At 41.2% G+C, this 16,104-nt stretch carries 22 protein-coding genes; 5 read left to right on the forward strand and 17 right to left on the reverse strand.

The genetic code is table 11. The annotated features are described in order from the left end of the window. Positions 1-31: 31 nt before the first annotated feature. Entirely contained in the window at positions 32-463 is a 432-nt protein-coding gene (msrB, locus tag NSS78_RS09940; protein WP_137055077.1) for a peptide-methionine (R)-S-oxide reductase MsrB, read from the reverse strand. Beyond that, a complete protein-coding gene (gene msrA / locus NSS78_RS09945) occupies positions 460-996 on the reverse strand; it encodes a peptide-methionine (S)-S-oxide reductase MsrA (protein ID WP_050943900.1) in 537 nt (178 codons plus the stop codon). Before msrA ends, msrB begins: the two co-directional genes overlap by 4 nt. Positions 997-1,133: 137 nt before the next feature. Here msrA and NSS78_RS09950 point away from each other — a divergent pair, with 137 nt between their 5' ends. The 3 genes from NSS78_RS09950 (at position 1,134) to NSS78_RS09960 (ending at position 2,665) form a co-directional block, all read left to right on the forward strand. After that, on the forward strand, positions 1,134-1,571 hold the full coding sequence (locus NSS78_RS09950) for a MarR family transcriptional regulator (protein WP_050943899.1): 438 nt from the start codon (positions 1,134-1,136) through the stop codon (positions 1,569-1,571). Between the two features lie 48 nt (positions 1,572-1,619). Then, positions 1,620-1,880, forward strand: a complete 261-nt coding sequence (locus tag NSS78_RS09955) for a hypothetical protein (RefSeq protein WP_012010293.1) — start codon at positions 1,620-1,622, stop codon at positions 1,878-1,880. Between the two features lie 119 nt (positions 1,881-1,999). Continuing rightward, complete coding sequence (locus tag NSS78_RS09960) at positions 2,000-2,665, forward strand: DUF4397 domain-containing protein (protein ID WP_212045990.1); 666 nt, start codon at positions 2,000-2,002, stop codon at positions 2,663-2,665. A gap of 31 nt (positions 2,666-2,696) precedes the next feature. Here the strand turns inward: NSS78_RS09960 and ypmT are convergent, their stop codons facing one another. The 7 genes from ypmT to ilvA form a co-directional block, all read right to left on the reverse strand. Continuing rightward, positions 2,697-2,894: a protein YpmT gene (gene ypmT, locus NSS78_RS09965; RefSeq protein WP_012010295.1), complete on the reverse strand. Its 198-nt coding sequence runs from the start codon at positions 2,892-2,894 to the stop codon at positions 2,697-2,699. Positions 2,895-2,916: 22 nt separating this feature from the next. Further along, positions 2,917-3,483 (reverse strand): YpmS family protein, encoded by a 567-nt coding sequence (locus tag NSS78_RS09970; protein ID WP_044141181.1) that lies wholly within the window; start codon positions 3,481-3,483, stop codon positions 2,917-2,919. Positions 3,484-3,492: 9 nt separating this feature from the next. Beyond that, positions 3,493-4,254, reverse strand: coding sequence for an SGNH/GDSL hydrolase family protein (locus tag NSS78_RS09975; protein WP_309216821.1), 762 nt, complete (start codon positions 4,252-4,254; stop codon positions 3,493-3,495). Between the two features lie 69 nt (positions 4,255-4,323). Next, on the reverse strand, positions 4,324-4,914 hold the full coding sequence (locus NSS78_RS09980; RefSeq protein WP_309216823.1) for an SCO family protein: 591 nt from the start codon (positions 4,912-4,914) through the stop codon (positions 4,324-4,326). Between the two features lie 24 nt (positions 4,915-4,938). Continuing rightward, positions 4,939-5,781, reverse strand: coding sequence for a DegV family protein (locus tag NSS78_RS09985; protein ID WP_003215944.1), 843 nt, complete (start codon positions 5,779-5,781; stop codon positions 4,939-4,941). A gap of 187 nt (positions 5,782-5,968) precedes the next feature. After that, the gene (locus tag NSS78_RS09990) at positions 5,969-6,220 is read right to left on the reverse strand and encodes a YpmP family protein (protein WP_003215729.1); all 252 of its coding nucleotides are present in this window, start codon (positions 6,218-6,220) and stop codon (positions 5,969-5,971) included. Positions 6,221-6,256: 36 nt separating this feature from the next. Then, the gene (gene ilvA / locus NSS78_RS09995; protein WP_003215464.1) at positions 6,257-7,525 is read right to left on the reverse strand and encodes a threonine ammonia-lyase IlvA; all 1,269 of its coding nucleotides are present in this window, start codon (positions 7,523-7,525) and stop codon (positions 6,257-6,259) included. A 181-nt stretch (positions 7,526-7,706) separates the two neighbouring features. Between ilvA and NSS78_RS10000 the strand changes: the two genes are divergently transcribed. Together NSS78_RS10000 and NSS78_RS10005 are read left to right on the forward strand one after the other, a co-directional pair. Further along, positions 7,707-8,675, forward strand: coding sequence for a sigma 54-interacting transcriptional regulator (locus NSS78_RS10000; protein ID WP_212045987.1), 969 nt, complete (start codon positions 7,707-7,709; stop codon positions 8,673-8,675). 14 nt (positions 8,676-8,689) lie between these two features. Continuing rightward, positions 8,690-9,328 carry a hemolysin III family protein gene (locus NSS78_RS10005; RefSeq protein WP_003215766.1) on the forward strand — a complete coding sequence of 213 codons (639 nt, stop codon included), beginning with the start codon at positions 8,690-8,692 and terminating at the stop codon, positions 9,326-9,328. Between the two features lie 35 nt (positions 9,329-9,363). On the opposite strand, the gene NSS78_RS10010 is transcribed toward NSS78_RS10005, so the two are convergent. The 8 genes from NSS78_RS10010 to ilvD all read right to left on the reverse strand — a co-directional run bounded on the left by NSS78_RS10010 (position 9,364) and on the right by ilvD (position 16,022). Next, positions 9,364-9,987 carry a 1-acyl-sn-glycerol-3-phosphate acyltransferase gene (locus tag NSS78_RS10010; RefSeq protein ID WP_212045986.1) on the reverse strand — a complete coding sequence of 208 codons (624 nt, stop codon included), beginning with the start codon at positions 9,985-9,987 and terminating at the stop codon, positions 9,364-9,366. A 19-nt stretch (positions 9,988-10,006) separates the two neighbouring features. Beyond that, positions 10,007-10,492 (reverse strand): dihydrofolate reductase, encoded by a 486-nt coding sequence (locus tag NSS78_RS10015; RefSeq protein ID WP_003215564.1) that lies wholly within the window; start codon positions 10,490-10,492, stop codon positions 10,007-10,009. After that, positions 10,489-11,283 (reverse strand): thymidylate synthase, encoded by a 795-nt coding sequence (locus NSS78_RS10020; RefSeq protein ID WP_212045985.1) that lies wholly within the window; start codon positions 11,281-11,283, stop codon positions 10,489-10,491. The genes NSS78_RS10015 and NSS78_RS10020 overlap by 4 nt, the downstream gene beginning before the upstream one ends. Before the next feature lie 107 nt (positions 11,284-11,390). Beyond that, complete coding sequence (locus NSS78_RS10025; protein WP_003215861.1) at positions 11,391-11,918, reverse strand: phosphatidylglycerophosphatase A; 528 nt, start codon at positions 11,916-11,918, stop codon at positions 11,391-11,393. Between the two features lie 18 nt (positions 11,919-11,936). Beyond that, positions 11,937-12,542 (reverse strand): YpjP family protein, encoded by a 606-nt coding sequence (locus NSS78_RS10030; RefSeq protein WP_003215665.1) that lies wholly within the window; start codon positions 12,540-12,542, stop codon positions 11,937-11,939. Positions 12,543-12,974: 432 nt separating this feature from the next. Next, complete coding sequence (locus tag NSS78_RS10035) at positions 12,975-13,763, reverse strand: class I SAM-dependent methyltransferase (protein WP_212045984.1); 789 nt, start codon at positions 13,761-13,763, stop codon at positions 12,975-12,977. A gap of 66 nt (positions 13,764-13,829) precedes the next feature. Further along, positions 13,830-14,264, reverse strand: coding sequence for a BrxA/BrxB family bacilliredoxin (locus tag NSS78_RS10040; RefSeq protein WP_003215999.1), 435 nt, complete (start codon positions 14,262-14,264; stop codon positions 13,830-13,832). An 81-nt stretch (positions 14,265-14,345) separates the two neighbouring features. Next, a complete protein-coding gene (gene ilvD / locus NSS78_RS10045; RefSeq protein ID WP_212045983.1) occupies positions 14,346-16,022 on the reverse strand; it encodes a dihydroxy-acid dehydratase in 1,677 nt (558 codons plus the stop codon). Positions 16,023-16,104 lie beyond the last annotated feature (82 nt).

Genomic DNA, 16,104 nt, shown 5'->3' on the forward strand with positions numbered 1-16,104 from the left:
GATGCCTTCCATGTGACGATTTTTCAATAGATCAATCAAATAGATGTTTCAAATCCCCATAGCCTTCTTTTTCAAGAGCATCTTTTGGGATAAACTTCAAAGCGGCTGAATTAATACAATACCGAAGACCATTTGGTCCTGGTCCATCAGGAAAGACATGACCTAGATGAGAATCAGCTGTCTTGCTGCGCACCTCTGTCCGCACCATCCCATGGCTCTTATCCACCTTCTCGGCTACTTCCTCATCTTCAAGCGGCTTTGTGAAACTCGGCCAGCCGCAATGGGCATCAAACTTATCTAAAGAAGAAAAAAGCGGCTTGCCTGAAATAATATCTACATAAATGCCTTCTTCTTTATGATCCCAGAATTCATTTTGAAATGGCGGCTCAGTGCCATTATTTTGTGTGACTTCATACTGCATTCGGTTTAATTCTTTTAGTCGTTTTTCTTTATCGTTTGTCATGATTTATCACTCCAATGGGACTCAATAAAACCCGCTCTGCCAGAACCGACATGATATCGTTCGTAGTGCATTTTGTTCTTTTTATAATAGTGCTGATGATACTCCTCTGCGGGATAAAAAGGAGCAGCATCTAAAATTTCTGTCACAATTGGCTTTTGAAAGATGCCGCTTTCGTTCAGCTTCTCTTTCGATGCCTCTGCAAGCTTTCTCTGCTCATCATGATGAACATAAATACCTGTGCGGTAGGACTCTCCTCTATCACCAAATTGCCCGCCATCATCTGTTGGGTCTATTTGCTGCCAATACAGTTCTAATAGCTTTTCATACGGGAATACGTCTGGATCAAACGTGATTTGAACCGCTTCTCTATGCCCCGTTGTATTTGTACATACTTCTTCATAGGTCGGATTCACTGTATGTCCGCCAGTATACCCTGATTCAACTTTGATAATGCCCGGCTGTTCATCAAAAGGTTTAACCATACACCAGAAGCAGCCTCCTGCAAATGTGGCTAATTCTTGTTTTTCAGACATATTAGTGCCCCCTTCATTTAAAAAATGGTATCATCATATTATAACATGATGAAAAATAATGAAAATGATACGACTCGTCTACCTAAATGATAAAAAAGCATTTTGTCGTATTTTAAAATATAATGGGGGTTTAATGATTGGAACAAAGAAAAAAAATGATGTATGAAATGGATACTTTACTGAGAACCGTATTTAAGCAGATCCGTTATGAGATTAACAGCCTGCTCGAAAACGAATTATCTCGAAATGAATTTCTCATTTTAAATCTGCTTCGTGAGCAAGGTGCAAAAAAAGTAACGGAATTTGCGTCCATTCTAGGAGTGTCAGCAAGCCATATCACAGCTGTGACCGACACACTTGTAGAAAAGGGCTGGATCACCCGTATCCGTTCTAAAGAGGATCGCCGCATCATCAAAATCCACTTAACCGATAAGGGTAAGGAAATTACTGAGCATTTTGAGAAAAAGAAAACAGAATACTTTATGGAGCGATTTGAGTCATTCGACGATGAGGAACTAAAAACAATGATCAAATTATTTAAAAAGCTGGATAAAAGTCAAAAGGATGAAGCATAGAATTTAGCGCACTGGACATGCTACGGATAAAAAGAGGTGGAATGAACCATGACAAGCCCTTATCTTTGTCCAAACTGTAAAACGAACAGAACGCGCTTTAATCTGATTGAGCAGCTTTCAGAACCTGTGAAGCTGGACCCTGCGACCGGAGCAGTTGTCGAAAGATACGAAGGAGAGCAGCTTTCTCCTTTTCACATGAGCTATCAAGGTCCTCAAATAAAAGTCCAGTGCGGTGTTTGTGGTCTCATTGAGGATGAAAAAACGTTCATTAAGCTAGCTGAATATCATCAATATTCTTCTCCTTCTTAACATGCGGGCCTGACGGAAAACGTCAGGCTTTTTTCTATGCTTCGTTTGCCTATACAGATCGCCTTTTTCATGCATACGCTACAAAAAACACCATCGCATAAGAAAGTAGGGATTGATACATGCAGCAGCTCTTTTATCATAACTATCCATACCGTCCACTCGCTGCGGGCTTCGAGCACCCTCAAAGCAGCCCTTCATCCAAAGCCTTTATTCGGCTTTTTCACGCTGCCCCAGATCTTAGTGAGCTCGCTGTTTATGTGAACCGGAATGAGGTTTTGAAAAAAATGCCTTACAGCCAGTTAACAGCCTATATGGAGTGGGATGAGGGAATGTATGAGATAGAAGTGTTCAAGCTAGCTACAAAACAAAGAGTTCTTCATTCTCGTATGAAAATTAAACGTGACGAGATTTACACCCTATGTATCACGGGTGCACATGCAGGTTTTGCGCTGCTGACAGAGCGGCAAGACCCTCTAATTCAACATAAGGACCTGTCAGCCCTTACATTTGTCCACCTTTCTCCAGACCTTCCTTCCATTGATATATATGAACGTGATCAAGGGGTGTTAGCTAAGGAGCTTCACTATGTAAACAGCACTCACATTCATCATTTCTCCCCGAATAAATATCATTTTGAATTGAAAGCCGCCGGCACTCAAAGTATACTGCTTGATATCCCAAAAGTTCATCTGCAAGCAAATCGCGCATACCTCATTCTGCTTCATGGATTTGCTAACGGAGAGCCAGAGCTTATGGCGAAGGTGGTCTTGTCTCAGCAAATATAAAAAAGAGCCTTTTCCATAAAGGAAAGGCTCTTTACGAGACATCTTCAGCTTTTTCTTGCTTTTGAAAATCAAAAGCAAGAATCATGATACCTAGAAATAATGCACAATAGGCAATATTTAAGTAAAACTGATCGATATTTTCTGCTCTTAAATCAGTGGCAGCTGTGATGCCAAAGTACGCAGCAAATAAAAACGACAGTAAACTAAAATATTGATAGACTCGCTTCATGATTTCACTCCTGACTCACTTTCTATTGCTTTGGATGATAATATGAGAACTCAATTTCATCGTTCTCTAGATCAATTTTGTTTGCTTTCACATACATATCATTCGTCAACGGCATTTCTGAAAGGCGCACTTCAACCGTTTTTTGATCCGGTTTCACATGAACGAATTCTGGCAGTTCATAGAACTGGCCCATGTAGCTTAGAACAAAACTAATCGGAATGCTCAATTGTCCAATTGAAAGGCCATCCACTTTCAAAAGCACATCACCATTATCTTCGACAGTTGGCGTAAATGAGACGTTTGCATCAATCGTCGAAGAGAAAGCTTTAATGGCGCCTGTTACTTTTACATCTTGATCGATCGCCACATGAAAGTCTGGCATATCGCTTGACCCTTGATTTTTCAAGTAATCATTGATAAAGCTGGTGAGTGATTCCTTTGAGCTAGATATATTAAAAGAATACTCGCTTTTCAATTCTTTAGTTGAAGCGGATTGACCGCCTGGCAGCAACATCAAAATACCGCAGGCAAGTACAATCAATAGATTGATTGCAAGTAAAATAAAAAATAAGCTTTTCCACTTTTTCATACGTTCACCCTATTCCTTCGGCAGTCCTTCTTTTTTCACTTTGGAGAATAAACGATTTGCCATAAGAGAGTACCCCTTTTGGTTTGGGTGGAAATCATCATCTGCCAGTAATTTTTCATCAGAATCTTCCTCAAATAAATCTGCTACATTGATCATATCAGCGTTGCCATCTTTTTTTAGTTCTTTTTTGGCGATGGCATTCCAGTCTTTGACGACTTCATCAATGTCTTTCAGCTCAGTGAGACTGAATTTAAAGGGATTATACATGCTTACATACATGATCTTCGCATGGTCATTATGTTCTCTCAGTTGAGCAAGAATGGTTTTAAAGCGCTCCTCAAAAGGCCCCTGCTCTTTTTGAAAAGGAGCAAACGTCAAATTGAGTACATTTTGACGAACGACATGCATTAAGTCATTGCCGCCGATCGTAAAGAAAATATAGTCAGCATCTTTCAGACCGTCTTGCACCTTTTTTTCTTTTAATCTTTTTAATAAATCTACCGTTCTACTGCCTTTAATGGCATAGTTTTTTAATGTGACAGATTGCACGCCGTCCACTGCTTCTAACTTGTCACGGGTCATGCCTGCATATCCTTTTTTTTGTTGATCTCCGATTCCTTCTGTTAAGGAATCTCCAACCGCTGCGATGGTAATATGTTCTTTTACGTCTTGTGTGTCTTCTAGTTTATCCTTTATGCCAGCCTCTTGCGCGGAACATGCAGAAAGAACAAAAGCTAGAGACATCACAATCAAAATCAAACGAGCCTTCAAACGATGATGTCCCTCCTTTTTCTGATTAAAAAAGTGTATCATGTTTTTGCTCATTTGAACATCTTTATGCTAGCTTCGGATCAGCGTTTTGATGTCCTTGATGATGTCTTCATATGGCGTGTTTTGTACACCATCATAATTTTTCATCACTTTTCCTTCTTGATCAACTAGGAAAAACAATGACTGATGGATCACTTGGTCTTCATCTTCAGGTTTCTTCACAATGGTTTTAAAGCTTTTCATTGCGAATTTTTCAATTGCTGACTGCGAGTAACCAGTGAGGAAATCCCAATTTTTAAAGGATAAAGGATATGCTTTTGCAAATTCTTTTAGCTTTTTCGGTGAATCCACCTCCGGGTCCACGCTAAAGGAAATGATATGCGCATCCAATTTTTCTTCTTTTAACCGTTTTTGCAGCTCTGTCATATGTGCAGTCATCGGCGGACAGATCGTTTCACAGCTTGTGAAAATAAAATCTGCCACCCATACTTTCCCCTTCAAATCATCCAATGACACCTTTTGCCCATCCTGATTTTCATATTCAAACGGCTGTATTTGATAATTTAACGCATCTTTGATTTGTCCATTTGAACATGAGACTAAAAGAAGCACGCTTATGATCATAAGCGCACCAAGTGAGGCTCCCTTTTTTTTAAGCATGGTACGTCCATCCCCTTTTTCAAGTCAATCGGTATAAAAAGTAAAGCCTATTGCACCTTTTCCAGTGTGACACGAAATAATTGGTGTTGTGTAGGCGATGTCAACAGGTGCTTCAGGTGTATGATCAAGCAGCGCTGATTTGAGCTTTTCAGCGAGTTCTAATGCATCTGCATGCGCTATCCCAATGGCTTGAACTGTTTTTCCTTTCACCGCCTGTACATACTGTTTGGTTAAATAGCGGACAAGAGCAGAATAGCTTCTCACATTTGCTTCTGGTGTGTATACCCCGTCTGTTAAGCTGGCAATTGGTTTGATGTGAAGAAGTGAGCCGATCAGCGCCTTCCCTCTTCCAATTCTTCCACCTTTCACGAGATTTTCTAATGTATCGATTGTGACAAATAGCTTTGTTCCAAGACGGATTTTATCCATTTCTTTGATGATGTCTTCACGGCTTGCACCATTTTGTGCAAGTTCGGCTGCTTTGGTGACTTGAAACCCTAATCCATATGAAATAAAGTTTGAATCAATCACCGTGATGTTTCCGTCTACCATTTTCGAAGCGCTTTCAGCAGTTTGAACCGTACCACTCATCCCACCCGTTAAATGGATACTAATGACTTCGCTTCCATCTGCCGTCAGCCTTTCATATAATTCGACGAATTGACCGATCGCAGGTTGAGACGTTTTCGGCAATTCCTCAGCGGCCTCCATTTTTTCAATAAATTCATCTGGCTGTATATTCACTCGGTCAATATAATCAACCCCAGAAATGGAGATATTGAGCGGAATCACGTGAATGGAAAGATCATTGATTTTTTCTTGCGGAAGGTCCACTGTTGAATCTGTTACAATTTTAATTTGTTTCACTATCGTCTCATCCTTGCTGTCTTAGTCTTTACTTATGATATTACCTTATTTCGTGCAAACTTGAAAACAACTGTCATGACGTTTTTGAAATTGTCACATTTTCTTCTTTTCATGAAAAAAATCCTTGCCAAGCTGAGCAGCAGCCATTTTAAAACAGCCGCTCACTCCCTTTGACAAAGATTCCTTTTTACGCATTGTGTTTCAGTGTAGGCTCCTGATAGATCTGCTCATATGTGCTCCACTTGACGTTACGTTTCACATCCTCTCTGAAAGAGTACACAGCTCTCTTTCCTTTAGATACATAGACTTTTTTCAAGAAAGCTTCAAGTCTAAAGGTGAGCATGAAACGATACGGCTCATCTCCCTTTAGTACAGGAACTTCTGTTACCTTGATCTGAGCTCCATCCATCCGTCTAAAACATATTGTTTTGAGCAGCACAAATGATCAATCCTCTTTTCCAATGTTCTGTTACGCCTAAATAAATAGGTGGAATAAATCTTGATCTTTATTCACTTCAACATAATGGAATCCTTTTTTATTCATCCGTTCAATGAGCGCCGCATAGTCATCTCTTTCTTTCAATTCGATGCCAACAAGCGCGGGTCCTTTGCTTCGGTTATTCTTTTTCGTATATTCAAAGCGGGAGATATCATCATTTGGCCCTAATACTTCATCTAAAAATTCCCGAAGCGCACCTGCTCTTTGCGGAAAATTGACAATGAAATAATGTTGAAGCCCTTCATAGATCATCGACCGTTCTTTGATTTCCTGCATTCTGCCAATATCATTATTTCCTCCACTGACAATACAGACAACATTTTTCCCTTTAATCTCCTCGCGATGGGCATCCAGCGCTGCGATCGGAAGTGCGCCTGCCGGCTCTGCTACAATCGCACATTGATTATAAAGCTCTAAAATGGTTGTACATACTTTCCCCTCAGGTACAAGACTAATTTTATCGACAACAGATTGTAGCGATGTAAACGTCTTTTCGCCAATCCGCTGAACCGCTGCTCCGTCTACAAACTTATCAATGGAATCAAGTGTCACAACCTTGCCCTTTTCATGAGAGGCATGGAGTGAAGCTGCGCCAAGTGGTTCGACGGCAATGATTTCGGTTTCTGGGGCGATATTTTTGATATATGTACCAACTCCAGATAACAGACCTCCACCTCCAACACTTGCAAATAAAAAGTGAGGCTCCACTTCGATATCATTTAATATTTCTACAGCAGTCGTTCCTTGTCCTGCCATCACATCTAGATCATCAAACGGATGGATAAACTCACGCTTTTCTTCATCTCCGCATTTAACTGCTTCATGATATGAATCATCAAACGTATCTCCGGTTAAGATAATTTCAACATATTCTTTTCCGAAAAGCTCTACTTGAGATACTTTTTGCCTTGGTGTCGTAGCAGGCATAAAGATTTTTCCGTGGATACCTAGATATTTACAAGAATAGGCAACACCTTGTGCGTGATTTCCTGCACTTGCGCAGACAATGCCGTTTTTTAGTTTATCTTTTGGAAGCTGGCTCATTTTATTAAAAGCGCCTCTTAATTTAAAGGAACGAACTACTTGCAGATCCTCTCTTTTTAAGTAGACATTACATTCATATCGTTCAGAAAGTCGCTCATTTTTTTGAAGAGGTGTATGAATGACTACATCCTTCAAATTTTGATGGGCCTTTAAAATGTCTTTCACTTGAATTAGCGTGTTTTCTTTGAGCAACGGTTTCATGTACAAGATCCTTTCTCTTTAACCTTATTTAATTTGTCATTATAACATGAATATTCAAAAAATAAACCAATAGATCATAGATCAAGCATAAATTTCACAAACTTTTTCGTTTCTCTGTACATTTGGTTTTATTGGGTGTTACAATAGAACCAATTAGAACCATAAAGAAAGGAATCACCCGATGACCACACATTCGTTTACATCTATATATGGAGAGCATCAAGAAATGAAGCGTGCCATTCACCTGGCAAAGCAATTCACAAAGCACGAGCAGCCTGTCTTGATCACAGGAGACATTGGCACAGGCAAAACACGATTTGCCCATGAAATTGCTCATGCATCGGCTCCAAACGCTTCACTGACACATCTATATTGCCCCATCTTAGATGAAGATACCTTGCAGAAAGCCTTCACGGAAAAGACCCGTCAAATCCTTTATTTAGACGAAATCGCCGCATTAAGTATTCCTATGCAGCATCAGGTTGTTCGTTTTCTAGAAACATCTCCTGCAACAAAAATCATTGCCACTTCGTCTTTATCAATAGAGGCATTGAGGGTTTCATCTACCTTTTTACCTGAGCTGTTTTATCGCTTAAATGTTTTCCATTTGCCCTTGCCGTCATTAGCAGATCGAAAAACTGACATTCCTGTGTTAACAACTGCTTTCTTTCAGGAGCTGAGCATGGCGCCTGATATTGATCCAAGTGTTTGGGAAACCTTGCAGGAGTATCCGTTTGAAGGAAACGTACAGGAACTCAAAAATATCGTTCATTATGCTGCAGTCATTCTCGAGGGGCAAACGGTATTTTTACACCACCTGCCGCCTTTTGTGTTAACCCCTCTTTCGCCGGAGGTAAAAGGAAAAAAGGAAGATCATCAGCTCACACTAATGGAAAAACAAGAGTTTGTTTTCCTGCTAGAAGCCATTAAATCTCTCAATGAGAAAGGTGAAGCAGCCAGCAGACGCATCTTGTCTGAATTAAGCAAGCAAGGCGACATCCCGCTGACCCCTCAGCAGGTGAGGAGCCGATTAGATGACCTTGAGAAAAAAGCATACGTGACGAAAGGAAAAGGCAGGGCCGGCACAAAGATTACACTTGAAGGTCTTTCATTCCTGAAGTCACTTGATGGTTATATACCGGTTCAATAAAAGGAGGACATCCATTGTTTACTGTAAAAGAAGAAATTGCAAACGCCATTACACATGGCATTGGCGTTATTTTATCCATACCAGCCATTGTTTTTCTCGTGTTATTCGCTGTTCAATACGGCACTATCACAGAGATCGTGAGCTTTTCAATATTTGGGGCATCCATGCTGCTGCTCTATTTAAGCTCGACCTTGCTTCATAGCATTCGGCACAAAAAAACAAAAGATGTATTTGAAATCCTCGACCACTCGGCTATTTATGTATTGATTGCTGGTACCTATACGCCCTTTTTACTCGGACCATTAAAAGGCGCACTCGGCTATACGCTTCTTGCAATTGTATGGGCTCTTGCTGCTGGCGGTATTGTCTTTAAAATCTTTTTCGTCAAACGGTTTATCATTGTGTCCACCCTCGTTTATTTATTAATGGGCTGGATGATTATCATTGCCATCAAACCACTTTACATTGGATTAACGGGCGCAGGATTTGGCCTCTTGCTGTTAGGCGGTCTATTGTATTCAGTCGGAACCATCTTTTATATTTGGCGGAAAATCCCCTATCATCATGCCATTTGGCACAGCTTTGTTCTCGGCGGCAGTGCATCAATGTTCTTCTGCATTCTCTTCTACTGTGTGAACATTCCTGCTGCATGAAAAAAACCAGCATCCGAAAGTGGATGCTGGTTTTTCTATGCGCGCTTTTGGGCGTAATCGCTCATCATGACAGGTGCTTTAATATGAATATCAACATTAACAGGGCGCAGCCTTTTCACGACTTTCCCAGTTAATAGACGATCCGTTCCACTTGTTTCAACCGGTACAAGCGGACAATCACAATCTTCAGCAAGTGCCTCTGCCATGTGACGATATGATTCTGAAAGCAATACACTCTGCCCCGATAAGATTCTTTCCTTTGCTTCTTCTAATAAGGCATCATCAGATTGATTCTGATGAATAACCGCCATCTTCTTCAGCCATTGTTTTAAAATGGGATATCGAAAAAGATTCGGCTTTGCCATGAAAGCAAATGGTTTTTCAAGGTGACCAATCAATAATGTGGTTGTGACTGGATTCAGTGCCTGTGTGATATAAATAACGGGTCCATCTGGCAGCTTCTTTTGCTGGTGAATGGTCATAACTGATCCTGACTGGTCAATACATCCTCGGGCAAACCTTTTTGCATGCTCATGAATGAGATGCATTCGTTTCGTATAGGAAATGCGTGGATCAGTTAATTCATGGGCATGCAAATGCCTCATACTTTTAAAAAAGGATACAACAACATAAAGCGTTAAAAACCAATAACGAAACAACCGTACTCCTCCTACTCATTTATCCTTTTTTATCATATACGACAAATTCATAATTGTAGGGGTTCTTTTCGTCACGATGGCCTTTTTTGCGTGATACAACCGTCCATTCGTTTTCATTGTAATCAGGAAAGTAGCGGTCTCCTTCAAACGCATGGTGAATATGCGTGATATATAGACGATCCGCATATGGCATCATTTCTTCATACAGCTTAGACCCGCCGATGATAAATAACTCGGTCTCGCTTTCCCCAATTGCCAAAATATCGGCAATGGAATGGACAACCTCGCATCCTTCTGCTTCAAAAGAAGAACTTGTTGTGAGCACGATATTTCGGCGGTTAGGCAGCGCTCGTCCAATGGATTCAAACGTTTTTCTGCCCATGACAATCGTATGGCCGCCTGTGACCTTCTTAAAATACGCTAAATCAGCTGGTAAATGCCAAGGCATTTGATTATCTTGACCAATGACTCTGTCTTTTCCTGTCGCCACAATCATCGAAATCATACACTGACTTCTCCTTTAATATGCGGATGCGGATCATAGTTCTCAAGTACAAAATCATCGAACGTGAAATCGAAAATGCTCTTCACATCTCTTGAGATGCGAAGCTGCGGAAGCGTGCGTTCCTCGCGCTCTAGCTGCATTTTCACCTGCGGAAGATGATTCTGATAAATATGTGCATCTCCTAGCGTATGAACAAACTCTCCTGGCTCAAGATTTGTGACTTTGGCAATCATCATCGTGAGAAGAGCATATGAAGCAATATTAAATGGCACGCCTAAAAAGATATCTGCCGATCTTTGATAAAGCTGGCAAGAAAGCTTCCCGTTTGATACGTAAAATTGAAACAGACAATGACATGGTGGCAGTGCCATTTGATCAATTTCAGCCGGGTTCCAAGCGCTGACGATCAGTCTTCTTGAATTCGGATTATGCTCGATATCGTGGATCAGCTTTGTGATCTGATCCACTGTCTCACCGTCCCCACTAGCCCAAGATCGCCACTGAGCTCCGTATACACGGCCCAGTTCGCCATTTTCATCTGCCCATTCGTTCCAAATACGGACACCATTTTCCTGAAGATATTTGACATTTGTATCACCTTTTAAAAACCACAGTAACTCATGAATAATTGATTTCAGGTGCAATTTCTTTGTTGTTAACAGCGGAAATCCTTCCTGCAAATCAAATCTCATCTGGTAACCGAACGTGCTGATTGTACCTGTTCCCGTTCTGTCACCTTTTTCATCCCCGTGCTGTAATACATGACGGCATAACTCTTTGTATTGTTTCATTTTTTTCATCCTTTATTTATGTTCTTGTTGTAGTTTACCTTATTTCCGCTTTTGTTTAAACACCAAAAAAACATGCCTGCATAATCATGAGCAGACATGTTTTTCTTTTATACTTGATTCACTCGATCCTGCTCTTCGTCCTTAATATCTTGGTGTGAGTGAGCAATACGGCTAGCTGCTGCTGCGGCAAGCGCGGCGACAAGATCATCAAGGAAGGTATGCACTTCACCTGGACGACCTTCATCTAATTCCTTGATAATACCAAATTTCTCTTTATCTAAATAACCGAAGTTGGTCAAGCCGATTGATCCATATACATTGACAATGGAAAGCGGAATAATCTCATCAATTCCATATAGCGGCTCATCTGTTTCAACTAAGTGCTGCAAAGGTTCTGGCAACAGCTTTTTTTCTGCCAGCTGATCAAGGGCAAGTCCTGTTAAAACCGCATGGACAATTTCCCTTTTATTCAACACTTTTTCAACATTTTCAATACAGACACTAAGTGGAAGGTTTGGATGATATTTTTCTTGAAGCTTTAGCACAATGTGTGCAATATCTTCAATTTTCACTCCGCGTTCGTTTAACATTCGTTTTGTAATCTGCACCATTTCGTTCATTGTATACTTTTTCAATTGGCATGACATCTCCTTCTAGTGGCTCATCCAGCTCGGCGGGGTGTTTTTGTCCCAGTAAATATTACCGAGTTCATGATGCGTCTGGAATCCATCTTCTGCTGTATGGTAGTGAAAGTTAAACCAATATCCGCTGTGTGGCGGCTGATCTCTTCTCACATGAAAACGGAGCAAATCTTCTCCAGTCTTCCGGTTGTAGATGTGAAAGATTTTTTCGCCATTTCCGCTTGAAGGCTGATCAGTTAACACAACATCTTGAAATTTTTCGTCATCTTTGAAATTTGTTAAAACATCGGTTAACACTTGTTCAATTTTCGGTTGAATCTCTTCTCTGTACTCGTCTTCAATGACAGGTGTGATTTTACGGCCGAATTTGAGAAATGACTGATTTTCTGCACTTGATAGAACCTCTTCCTTATATTGCTCAAAGGGGTCTACCTGCTCTTTGCTTGCCTCTTGCGATCGTTCCCAGCCTGATGTATCATAAACCGCTGTATAAGGCGTTTTATCAGGTGAAGAAAGTTCAGATGGCTTGTCTGTCATCAAAGCCGACGGAGGAGAGACCAAACCAAAAGTTGCAATGGTAAAGAGCGCAACAAGCGTTTTTCTCATCCACATCTTCATGATATCTAATTCCTTCCATAAGTTATCATACTGCTATTCTAGCATATAATGAATTTTCAGTCATTCAATTTGGTCACTGATTTGAGACTTTCTTTTTCATAATAAAACGTTTACAATGACAGTAATGGCAACTAAAATTTGGGAGGAATGGGTATGCTTGAAGGCTTTTTCGTCACAGCTTCCTTGCTGACACTGTTTTATTTTGTCTATATGGAGATTACGGATTAAAAGCCCTTAGAGAGGGCTTTTCAGATTGTTGACAAAGGGCTAAAATGATCTTGATTTTAGCCCTTTGTCTTCTTTTCAGCGTGATAGAAAACCTTTGAAGTCTAGGAAGGACGAGTACTGGCGCGGAGCGAATTTGACATTCGTGAGCACCAGCACGCAGGACTGACACCGAATGCGAGGGTTTGTCTACACGCTGAAAAGCCCTTAGAGAGGGCTTTTTTCTTTCTCGATATACCCATAATGAAATTGGGCTGTTTTTCGTTTGATGACGTGAAATTGGTAAGAGTCCGCTTTAAATCGTGTGCTTTTCCAATGATCTTTTAACACCACTCTTTTTCTTGCCACCCTTAATGCTTCTTGCACGGCTGCTTCGTGATCAAAGTCGTGCTCTGCCGCATGACGTAGCGGCGCTATACTTGTAGATTCTTGGATCGTTTCCTCAAACATCGGATCAAAATAGACGATATCAAATGAACAGTCAGGATACTTCTTTAGCTGCTCGATACTGTCTCCACTGATAACAGAAATCCGTTTCATCGCTTCATCAGCTTCCTCTATCCCCGTCTCCCATGTATTCAGTCCTTCTTTCACTAGTAACGCCGTAATGGGATTCTTTTCAATACCGACGACCCTTCCATTCCTGCCTATCGCACAGCTTGCAGTAATCGCATCAGACCCTAAGCCAAGTGTGCAATCTAAAAAGGAATCTCCCGGCTTTAGCTGTGCTGCTTCAATTAAAGGATCCTTTTCTTCGCGCAAGAGCCGCTTCACCCTGAACATCGCTGAGCTTGGATGAAAGAAGAACTTTTCACCATTTGGCTGATACCATTCAAATCTTTCTTTTCCGACAACAAGGACATCTCCTCGTTTCATCGCAAGCTGCTTGACAGATTGTTTGCGTCTTTCTACATACTCACCATGTAAATCCTCTGCAAGAGCCTTCGCTGTTTTAATCGTTTGTTCATTTACTCTAAAGCTTGTTGTAATGAGCATATCGTTCCTCCATCATGATCAAGAAAAAATGCCCTGATCTAGTTACAGGGCATTTCAACACGTGTATTAGCAATGTTTTTCAAATGCAGTTAAGACATTTTTCATGATATCTTCCATTTCATGACCTTCAATTTCGTCACGTGGGATAAAATGAACGAGTTCATTTCCTTTTAAAAGGGCCATAGAAGGAGATGATGGCTCTTCACCAGTGAAGTATTCTCTCATTTTTGCCGTTGCTTCCCGGTCCTGCCCAGCAAATACTGTGACGATTTTGTCTGGCGCTTTTTCTGCCTTCATCACAGCTTGAGTCGCTGCTGGGCGTGCTAAGCCGGCAGCACAGCCGCATACAGAATTAACAACAACAAATGTTGTTCCTTCAGCTTCTTGCATCGTTTGTTCTACTTCTTCTTCCGTCGTCAGTTCTTGGAATCCTGCACTTGTCAGCTCTTGGCGCATTGGCACAACGAGCTGGCGCATATATTCTTCATATGCCATTGACATAAAAAAGCCCCCTCTAAAATCCTTATGTTGTGAATAAAGGATACTATAGAGAGAGCCAATTTTCAAATGTTCTATTTCAGATTAAATTTTCATAATTCCGCCTGTGTTGGCTGATGTCACAAGTTTTGAATATCTGGCAAGATAGCCCGTTTTCACTTTTGGCTCAAAGCCTCTCCAGTTCGCTTTTCGTTTTTCCCATTCTTCCTCTGGAACCTCTACGCTTAAAATGCGCTGCTCAATATCAACCACGACATGGTCACCATTTTCAACAAAGGCAAGCGGGCCGCCTTCAGCTGCTTCAGGAGAGACGTGTCCGATAGACAAGCCGCGAGAAGCGCCGGAAAAACGTCCGTCCGTAATTAAAGCAACCTTTGGTCCAAGACCCATCCCGACAATTTGTGAAGTAGGAGCAAGCATTTCTGGCATACCAGGTCCGCCTTTAGGTCCTTCATAGCGAATGATGACAACATGTCCTGCTTCTACTTTTCTATTAATGATGCCTTCAAGAGCTTCTTCTTGGGATTCAAATACGATCGCAGGTCCTTCGTGACGTGTGATCCCATCTTGTACTCCGCCCGTTTTAATGATGGCTCCATCTGGCGCAAGGTTTCCAAATAAAACCGCTAAGCCGCCCTTTTCAGTAAATGGCTTGTCGATTGGATAAATGACGTTATAGTCTTTAACCTCGTGACCTGCAATGTTCTCACCCATCGTTTTCGCTGTGACGGTCATTGTATCTAAATGAAGGGCGCCTTCTTTTTTGGACAATTCATTTAGCGCAGCTGTGACACCGCCTGCTTCATGTAAATCCTCAATATAAACATCCGAAGCTGGAGCAAGTTTTGATAAATGAGGCACACGCTCTGCTACTTCATTGATGCGTTCAAGTGAATATTCAACACCTGCTTCATTTGCGATCGCCAGTGTGTGAAGAACTGTATTCGTTGAACCACCAAGTGCCATATCTAATGCAAATGCGTTATCAATTGCTTTCTCAGTCACAATATCACGTGGTTTAATATCCTTTTTAATGAGCTCCATTAGTTGTTTTGCTGACTTTTTCGCAAATTCTCTTCGCTCTGGTGATGTCGCCAAAATCGTTCCATTTCCAGGAAGAGCAATTCCAAGTGCCTCTGCTAAACAGTTCATTGAGTTTGCTGTAAACATACCTGAACAAGATCCGCAGGTCGGACAGCCAAACTGTTCTAATTCATTTAATTCCTCTTCGTTAATTTTACCTGACTGGTAAGCACCGACACCTTCAAATACAGAAGAGAGGGAAATCTTTCTGCCATCACTTGTTCTACCCGCTTCCATCGGTCCACCGCTGACAAAGACCGTCGGAATATTGACACGCATTGCTGCCATCATCATCCCCGGTGTAATTTTATCGCAGTTAGGAATACAAACCATTCCATCAAACCAGTGAGCAGATACAACGGTTTCGACAGAGTCAGCAATGATTTCACGGCTTGGTAGTGAATATCTCATCCCGATATGGCCCATCGCAATTCCATCATCGACCCCAATCGTATTGAATTCAAATGGGACCCCGCCAGCTTCACGAATGGCTTCTTTCACAATCTTTCCGAATTCCTGAAGATGGACATGTCCTGGGACAATATCAATATAGGAATTACAAACAGCAATAAATGGCTTGCCGAAGTCCTCATCCTTTACCCCCGCTGCTCTTAGTAAGCTTCGGTGAGGTGCTCTGTCAATTCCTTGTTTAATCATATTACTACGAAGTTCTGCCATCTGTTTAAAAAGCCTCCTATACTACAAGTCTTGTTGACTGTATGATTTTGAGTTGATTTTATTTTACAAATTTTCTGTTTAT

Source organism: Bacillus sp. FSL W8-0920, from assembly GCF_038593215.1.
Taxonomy (GTDB): domain Bacteria; phylum Bacillota; class Bacilli; order Bacillales; family Bacillaceae; genus Bacillus; species Bacillus pumilus.

What these genes read in the sequence shown, in the direction of transcription:
- msrB (WP_137055077.1), bottom strand. Translation starts at nt 463, where the DNA reads ATGACAAACGATAAAGAAAAACGACTAAAAGAATTAAACCGAATGCAG.
- NSS78_RS09970 (WP_044141181.1), bottom strand. Translation starts at nt 3,483, where the DNA reads ATGAAAAAGTGGAAAAGCTTATTTTTTATTTTACTTGCAATCAATCTA.
- ilvD (WP_212045983.1), bottom strand. Translation starts at nt 16,022, where the DNA reads ATGGCAGAACTTCGTAGTAATATGATTAAACAAGGAATTGACAGAGCA.
- NSS78_RS10015 (WP_003215564.1), bottom strand. Translation starts at nt 10,492, where the DNA reads ATGATTTCGATGATTGTGGCGACAGGAAAAGACAGAGTCATTGGTCAA.
- msrA (WP_050943900.1), bottom strand. Translation starts at nt 996, where the DNA reads ATGTCTGAAAAACAAGAATTAGCCACATTTGCAGGAGGCTGCTTCTGG.
- NSS78_RS10020 (WP_212045985.1), bottom strand. Translation starts at nt 11,283, where the DNA reads ATGAAACAATACAAAGAGTTATGCCGTCATGTATTACAGCACGGGGAT.
- ilvA (WP_003215464.1), bottom strand. Translation starts at nt 7,525, where the DNA reads ATGAAACCGTTGCTCAAAGAAAACACGCTAATTCAAGTGAAAGACATT.
- NSS78_RS10040 (WP_003215999.1), bottom strand. Translation starts at nt 14,264, where the DNA reads ATGTCAATGGCATATGAAGAATATATGCGCCAGCTCGTTGTGCCAATG.
- NSS78_RS10000 (WP_212045987.1), top strand. Translation starts at nt 7,707, where the DNA reads ATGACCACACATTCGTTTACATCTATATATGGAGAGCATCAAGAAATG.
- NSS78_RS09980 (WP_309216823.1), bottom strand. Translation starts at nt 4,914, where the DNA reads ATGCTTAAAAAAAAGGGAGCCTCACTTGGTGCGCTTATGATCATAAGC.
- ypmT (WP_012010295.1), bottom strand. Translation starts at nt 2,894, where the DNA reads ATGAAGCGAGTCTATCAATATTTTAGTTTACTGTCGTTTTTATTTGCT.
- NSS78_RS10030 (WP_003215665.1), bottom strand. Translation starts at nt 12,542, where the DNA reads ATGAAGATGTGGATGAGAAAAACGCTTGTTGCGCTCTTTACCATTGCA.
- NSS78_RS09960 (WP_212045990.1), top strand. Translation starts at nt 2,000, where the DNA reads ATGCAGCAGCTCTTTTATCATAACTATCCATACCGTCCACTCGCTGCG.
- NSS78_RS10035 (WP_212045984.1), bottom strand. Translation starts at nt 13,763, where the DNA reads ATGCTCATTACAACAAGCTTTAGAGTAAATGAACAAACGATTAAAACA.
- NSS78_RS09955 (WP_012010293.1), top strand. Translation starts at nt 1,620, where the DNA reads ATGACAAGCCCTTATCTTTGTCCAAACTGTAAAACGAACAGAACGCGC.